The 7111-nt window shown below is 66.1% G+C and carries 9 protein-coding genes; all 9 read left to right on the top strand.

Features of this window, described 5'->3' with window-relative positions:
- The first annotated feature begins 152 nt into the window (after nt 1-152).
- The 9 genes from P5705_RS17915 (at nt 153) to P5705_RS17875 (ending at nt 7093) form a co-directional block, all read left to right on the top strand.
- Complete coding sequence (locus tag P5705_RS17915; protein ID WP_277462205.1) at nt 153-437, top strand: BufA1 family periplasmic bufferin-type metallophore; 285 nt, start codon at nt 153-155, stop codon at nt 435-437.
- Between the two features lie 16 nt (nt 438-453).
- On the top strand, nt 454-1281 hold the full coding sequence (gene bufB / locus P5705_RS17910) for an MNIO family bufferin maturase (RefSeq protein WP_431196958.1): 828 nt from the start codon (nt 454-456) through the stop codon (nt 1279-1281).
- Nucleotides 1278-2033: an HvfC/BufC N-terminal domain-containing protein gene (locus tag P5705_RS17905; RefSeq protein ID WP_277462204.1), complete on the top strand. Its 756-nt coding sequence runs from the start codon at nt 1278-1280 to the stop codon at nt 2031-2033. Before bufB ends, P5705_RS17905 begins: the two co-directional genes overlap by 4 nt.
- A gap of 10 nt (nt 2034-2043) precedes the next feature.
- Nucleotides 2044-2511 (top strand): DoxX family protein, encoded by a 468-nt coding sequence (locus P5705_RS17900; protein WP_277462203.1) that lies wholly within the window; start codon nt 2044-2046, stop codon nt 2509-2511.
- A 473-nt stretch (nt 2512-2984) separates the two neighbouring features.
- Nucleotides 2985-3761 (top strand): ABC transporter substrate-binding protein, encoded by a 777-nt coding sequence (locus P5705_RS17895; protein ID WP_277462202.1) that lies wholly within the window; start codon nt 2985-2987, stop codon nt 3759-3761.
- Between the two features lie 24 nt (nt 3762-3785).
- On the top strand, nt 3786-4475 hold the full coding sequence (locus P5705_RS17890) for an ABC transporter permease (RefSeq protein WP_277462201.1): 690 nt from the start codon (nt 3786-3788) through the stop codon (nt 4473-4475).
- Nucleotides 4476-4488: 13 nt separating this feature from the next.
- Complete coding sequence (locus P5705_RS17885) at nt 4489-5187, top strand: ABC transporter permease (RefSeq protein WP_277462200.1); 699 nt, start codon at nt 4489-4491, stop codon at nt 5185-5187.
- 10 nt (nt 5188-5197) lie between these two features.
- Nucleotides 5198-6310 (top strand): succinylglutamate desuccinylase/aspartoacylase family protein, encoded by a 1113-nt coding sequence (locus P5705_RS17880; RefSeq protein ID WP_277462199.1) that lies wholly within the window; start codon nt 5198-5200, stop codon nt 6308-6310.
- An 18-nt stretch (nt 6311-6328) separates the two neighbouring features.
- Nucleotides 6329-7093, top strand: coding sequence for an ABC transporter ATP-binding protein (locus tag P5705_RS17875; RefSeq protein ID WP_277462198.1), 765 nt, complete (start codon nt 6329-6331; stop codon nt 7091-7093).
- Nucleotides 7094-7111: the final 18 nt, after the last annotated feature.

Here is a 7111-nt window from a genome sequence, read left to right as displayed (position 1 = left end):
CGCGCGCGGCGCTCAATCTCATAGGCGCAGACAATCTCAAGGCAAAAGAACAAAAAAACTTCCTGCGCCTGTAACCCGATCCGCCCCCGCCACGAACTACTCCATGAGCCGCCGGTAAACCGCCTCGGCCAATTCCCCTGGAGAGCACCACCATGAAAACCCTCGCCCTCGCCTCTGCCGCCCTCGCCCTTGCCGCACTGGCCGGCACCGTCATGGCCGACGACACCAAGCCAGCCGGCACCGGCGCCGCCATGGAGAAATGCTACGGCGTCGCCATGGCCGGCAAGAACGATTGCAAGGCCGGCGCCGGCACCACCTGCGCCGGCAGCGCCAAGAAAGACTACGACGGCATGCACTGGAAGAACGTCCCCACCGGCACCTGCACGTCGATCCAGACCCCCAACGGCATGGGTTCGCTCACCCCGATCAAGTCCTGAACAAAGGCCGCCGACCATGAACGTGATCACGACGATGGGCGCCGGGCTCGGGCTCAAGGCCGAGCACTATGCCCAGGCCTTGGCCTGTCGCGCCGATGGGCTGTGGTTCGAAGTCCATCCGGAGAACTACATGGTCGGTGGTCCGCGCCTTGCCTGGCTGCAGCGGATGGCCGAGCGTCATCCGCTGTCGCTGCACGGTGTCGCGCTGTCATTGGCGGCGGACGCCGAACCGGATATCGAACACCTGCGCCGCCTGCGCCTGTTGATCGAACAGGTGCGCCCGGCACTGGTGTCGGAGCACCTGGCCTGGTCGACCTGGCGCGGCCAGTACCACCCCGACCTGCTGCCCTTCCCCCGCAGCCACGAAGCGCTGGCCCGTATCAGCACGAATATCCAGCGCACCCAGGAGGCATTGGGGCGCGCTATTTCCATCGAGAACCCCAGCCACTACCTGCACCTGGACGGCCACGACTGGGACGAGATCGACTTTCTCGGCGAACTGGTCCGCCGCACCGGTTGCGGCCTGCTGCTGGACGTCAACAACGTGCACGTCAGTGCCCATAATCTCGGTTTCAGCGCACAGGACTACCTCGCACGTTTCCCTGCCCAGGCCGTCACCGAAGTGCACCTGGCCGGCCACAGCCATGACGACCAGGGCACCCTGCTGATCGACTCCCATGACGCCCGCATCGCCGAGCCGGTGTGGATGTTGTACCGGCAACTGATCCAGCGGATCGGCCCACGGCCGACCCTGATCGAACGCGACGGCAACATCCCCCCCTTCGACGACTTGCTGGCCGAGCGCGCCATTGCCCAGGTAATCGTGACCGGAGACCTGCCATGAACCTCAGACTTGGTCAGTTCCAGACCGCGTTCGTCGACGCCCTGTACCTGCGCCCTGCCCCGGAGTTGGCGGCACTCACCGAGCAAGCGGCGTTCGCGGTGTACCGCAACACCGTGCTGGCCGGCTGCGTCGATGCGCTGCGCGCCAACTTCCCCAGCGTCGAGACGCTGGTCGGGCCCGAATGGATGCACGATGCCGCCGCTGCCTACGCCCAGCAGTCGCCCCCCTGCGACCCACGGTTGATCCACTACGGCGCGGCGTTCCCAGCCTTTCTCGACGATCTGCAGGCCTTTCACCATCTGGTCTACCTGGCGGACGTCGCGCGCCTGGATTTCGCCTGGAACCAAGCCTTCAGCGCACCCGACGATCCCTGCCTGCAACTGGCAGACCTGGCGGGCATGACCGCCAGTGACCTTGCCCGCAGCCTGCTGCGCCCGCGTGCCGGCGTACGCTGGCAGTGGTTCGCTGCGCACCCAGCCTACAGCCTCTGGCAGCACAGCCGCGAACACCTGCCATGGCCGCAGGATCACCCCTGGGCCGCCGAAGGTGTGCTGTTCAGCGGTGACCGCGACGGCGTGGCGCACCAGGCAATCGGTCTCGGCGGCTGCGCCTTCCTCGATGCCTGCGCCTCTGGCCAGCCACTGGAACAGGCGTCGCTGCACGCCGAACAGACCCAACCCGACCTGGACTTCAACGACCTGCTCGGCCGGTTGTTGCAAGCCCGGGTCTTTCGCCCACTCACCTTCGCTTGAGGAAGCCGTCATGGACATCACCCACGCCAGCACGTCAGCCCATGGCTTGCGCCAGCACTGGAACCGCCTTGCCGACTGGCTGCAACGGCTGTTGAGCGACAGCCTGTTGTGCCTGGTCGCTCGCCTGGGCATCGCCTCGATCTTCTTTCTGTCCGGGCGCACCAAGGTCGAAGGGCTACTCACCATCACCCCCGGCACCTATGAGTTGTTCCAGAGCGACTATGCCTTGCCGCTGGTGTCACCCTGGCTGACGGCCCACCTGGCGACCTATGCCGAGCACCTGTTCCCGCTGCTGCTGGTGCTGGGCCTGTTCACCCGCCTGTCGGCGCTGGCCCTGTTGGGCATGACCACGGTGATCGAGATCTTCGTCTACCCCGATGCCTGGCCCACCCACCTGTCCTGGGCTGGCCTGCTTCTGCTGCTGGTTGCCCGGGGTGGCGGGAGATGGTCGCTGGATCGGGTGTTGCGCTTGCGTTGAAGGGGGCTGATCGCTTTGTGGGCAAGGGGGCCAGCCACACAATCTTCAGCGCCTATCAGATCGAGCGCCGCCCACGCGGCGCATCGCGGATGAATCCGCTCCTACCGGTTGTTTCGGGCCAGTTTTGTCTGGGAGAGTGCCGGAGACCGCCCTGTTTCTTACTACGAGGCATCGCCTCTGGCACAGGCATGACTGGCCCGAAACAGACTGTAGGAGCGGATTCATCCGCGATGCGCCGCGTAGGCGGCGCTCGATCCATGCACCACCACAAAACCTCAGCCGGGCAACTGGTCGCCATCACCCGACTACCCGACAAATCCATTGCCTGTTCGGACAACCATCAGTCGCCTGACTGACACAAATATTTTCACTATGTTGATTTGTGAAATAATTCATGTCATTTTCTGACTCACCTGCTCCATCGCCCGCAACGGGCCATGGCAGGCACCGCCCTACCCACCGGAGTCAAGAATATGAACAAGACCGGACTTCTCGGCGCATTGGCACTCTGTGCCTGCAGCGCACTCACACAAGCCGACGAAGGCAGCCTGCGCATCGGCATCGAAGCCGCCTACCCGCCGTTCTCCTACCGCACCCCCGAAGGTGAGCTGGCCGGCTTCGACTACGACATCGGCAACGCCCTGTGCGCGCAGATGCAGGTGAAATGCCAGTGGGTCATCCAGGAGTTCGACGGGATGATTCCGTCATTGAAGGTGCGCAAGATCGACGCCGTGCTGTCGTCCATGTCGATCACCGAGGACCGCCTGAAATCGGTCGATTTCACCGACAAGTACTACCACACCCCCGGCAAGTTCGCGATGAAGGCCGGCAGCCTCCTCAACGACCCGGTCACCGACCTCAAGGGCCGCAAGGTCGGCGTGCAGCGCGCCTCCACCTACGACCGCTACGCCACCGAGCAACTGGAGCCCGCCGGCGTCGAAGTGGTGCGCTACGCCTCGCAGAACGAAGCCTTCCTCGACCTGGTGGCCGGGCGCCTGGACGCCACCCTCGCCGACATCGTCAACACCACGGAGAGCTTCATCAAGACCCCGGCGGGCCAAGGCTTCGCCCTGGTCGGCCCGGACATCAGCGACCCGCAGTACTTCGGCCGCGGCGCCGGCATCGCCGTGCGCAAGGGCGACAGCGCCAACCTGGCCAGGTTCAACGCCGCCATCGCCGCCATCCGCGCCAATGGCACCTACCAGAAAGTGCAGAGCAAGTACTTCCCGTTCGACATCTACGGCCAATAACCCCGCCCGACGAGGACTTCCATCATGCTTCACGGCTATGCCTCGAGCATTCTCGACGGCGCGTGGCTGAGTGTCAGCCTGGCCCTGCTGGCGATGGCCCTGGCCATCACCCTGGGCCTGATCGGCGCGGCCTGCCGCCTGTCACCGCTGAAATGGCTGGCGACCCTGGGTGATGTCTACACCACGGTGGTGCGCGGCATTCCCGACCTGGTGCTGATCCTGCTGGTGTTCTACGGCGGCCAGGACCTGGTCAACCGGTTGGCCTTGGCGCTGGGCTACGAGCAGTACATCGACATCAACCCGTTCATCGCCGGGGTCTGCACCATGGGTTTCATTTTCGGCGCCTACCTGTCGGAGACCTTTCGCGGCGCCTTCCTGGCCATCCCCCGCGGGCAGGCCGAAGCGGGCGCGGCCTATGGCATGAGCGGCCTGCAGGTGTTCTGGCGGATCAGCGTGCCGCAGATGGTGCGCCTGGCCCTGCCGGGCTTCACCAACAACTGGCTGGTGCTGACCAAGTCCACCGCGCTGATTTCGGTGATCGGCCTGCAGGACATGATGTTCAAGGCCAAGAACGCCGCCGACGCCACCCACCAACCCTTCACCTTCTTCCTCGCCGTGGCCGGGCTGTACCTGCTGCTGACCAGCGTGTCACTGGTGCTGTTGCGAGGTGTGGAGAAGCGCTATTCGGTCGGTGTCAAAGCCGCCGAGCTGTGAGAGGACGCCTTCGATGATGCTCGACTATCAACTGATCTGGCAGAACCTGCCGCTGTACCTGGGTGGCATCGCGCTGACCCTGAAAGTGCTGCTGATCTCCCTGGCCTGCGGCCTGGCGCTGGCGATCCCGCTGGCACTGATGCGCGTCTCGCGGTCCTGCCTGCTGCGCGTGCCGGCCTGGCTCTACACCTATGTGATCCGCGGTACGCCGATGCTGGTGCAGCTGTTCCTGATCTACTACGGCCTGGCGCAGTTCGAGGCGGTGCGCCAGAGCCCGCTGTGGCCGTACCTGTCCAGCGCCACCTTCTGCACCTGCCTGGCGTTCGCCATCAACACCAGCGCCTACAGCGCCGAGCTGCTGGCCGGCAGCCTCAGGGCCACGCCCCGGGGCGAGCTGGAGGCCGCCCGCGCCATGGGCATGTCGCGCCTGACCCTGTACCGCCGCATCCTGCTGCCGTCGGCCCTGCGCCGGGCGCTGCCGCAGTACAGCAACGAGGTGCTGATGATGCTGCAGACCACCAGCCTGGCCTCGATTGTCACCCTGGTCGACATCACCGGCGCGGCCAAGACCTTCAACGCCCGCTATTACCTGCCCTTCGAGGCGTACATCACCGCCGGGCTGATCTACCTGGCCCTGACCTTCATGCTGGTGCGCCTGTTCAAGCTGGCCGAACGCCGCTGGCTGGCCTACCTGGCCCCGCGCAAGCACTAAGGAGCTTCCCATGCAGCACATTGACCACACTCTGCCCTGGAGCACCTGCGGCACCCAGCGCAGCCTGCGCGTGTTGCGCTTCGGCAACGGCCCGCGCAAGGCCTATATCCAGGCCTCGCTGCATGCCGACGAGCTGCCGGGCATGCGCGTGGCGGTCGAGCTCAAGCGCCGGCTGCTCGAGCTCGAAGCCCAAGGGCGGCTCAGCGGGGTGATCGAACTGGTGCCGCTGGCCAACCCGATCGGCATCGGCCAGATGTTCCAGGCCACCCACCAGGGCCGTTTCGAATTCGACAGCGGCAAGAACTTCAACCGCGAATTCCCGGCGTTGACCGAGGCGCTGGCGGCGCACCTGCAAGGCCGGCTGGGTGGCGATGGCGACGCCAACGTGGCGACCATCCGCCAGGCCATGCTCGACCTGCTCGCCGACCTGCCGCCGGCCAGGTCCGAGCTCGACGGCCTGCGCCGCCTGCTGCTGCAACACGCCTGCGACGCCGACCTGGTGCTGGACCTGCACTGCGATTTCGAGTCGGTGATGCTGCTCTACGCCATGCCCCAGCACTGGCCGCAGCTGCATTCACTGGCCGCACGCCTGGGCGCCGAAACGGCGCTGCTGGCCGAAGGCGCCGGTGGCGATGCCTTCGATGAAGCCTGCGCGGCGCCCTGGCTGCACCTGCGCGAGTACTTCCCCGAAGCCGACATCCCCCTGGCCTGCGTGGCCACCACCATCGAACTGCGCGGCATGGCCGACACCGGCCGCGAACAGTGCCAGGCCAGCGCCGAGCAGATTCTCGGCTACCTCGCCGACCAGGGCCTGATCGACGGCCCGTGGCCCGCCGCGCCCGATCACCACTGCCCGGCCACGCCGTTCGCCGGCGCCCAGTACGCCTACGCCGAACACCCAGGCGTGGTCAGCTTCCTGCAGCCGCTGGGGGCCAAGGTGCGGGCCGGCGATCCGCTGTTCGAAGTGATCGATCCGCTCAGCGACCGCCACAGCGTGGTCCACGCCAGCACCGACGGCATCCTCTATGCCCGCGAACGCCTGCGTTTCGCCCAGCCCGGCCTGTGGCTGGCCAAGGTCGCCGGCAGCACACCCATCCGCCAGGGTCGCTTGCTCAGCGACTGACACCACGGGAATCGACACATGAACAAACTCGACATCCAGCAACTGCACAAAAGCTACGGCAACCACCAGGTGCTGCGCGGCGTCTCCCTGCAGGCCAACGCCGGCGACGTGATCAGCATCATCGGCTCCAGCGGTTCGGGCAAGAGCACTTTCCTGCGCTGCATCAACCTGCTCGAACAGCCCAACGCCGGGCAGATCCTGGTCAACGGCGAGCAACTGAAACTGCGCAGTTGCCCGCGTGGCGGGTTGCGCGCCGCCGACCCGCGCCAACTGCAACGGCTGCGCGCGCGGTTGAGCATGGTGTTCCAGCATTTCAACCTGTGGTCGCACATGAGCGCGCTGGAGAACGTCATGGAAGCCCCGGTGCAGGTGCTGGGCATGGGCCGCAAGGAGGCGCGTGAAAAGGCCGAGCACTACCTGCACAAGGTCGGTGTCAGCCACCGGCGCGACGCCTACCCGGCGCACATGTCCGGCGGCGAGCAGCAACGGGTGGCCATTGCCCGGGCGCTGGCCATGGAGCCGGAGGTGATGCTGTTCGACGAGCCTACCTCGGCGCTCGACCCGGAGCTGGTGGGCGAGGTGCTGAAGGTCATGCAGGACCTGGCCCAGGAAGGCCGGACCATGGTCGTGGTCACCCATGAGATGGGCTTCGCCCGCGAGGTGTCCAACCAGCTGCTGTTCCTGCACAAGGGCCTGGCCGAAGAGTGTGGCGACCCACGCGAGGTGCTCGCCCGGCCACAGTCCGAGCGCCTGCGCCAGTTCCTCGCCGGCAGCCTCAAGTAAGCCTCTGCACTTCCCGGC

It is taken from the genome of Pseudomonas entomophila (assembly GCF_029478665.1).
GTDB classification, from domain to species: Bacteria; Pseudomonadota; Gammaproteobacteria; order Pseudomonadales; family Pseudomonadaceae; genus Aquipseudomonas; species Aquipseudomonas entomophila_F.
Note: the sequence above shows the minus strand (reverse complement) of the source record. Positions and strands in the feature narration are given on the sequence as shown.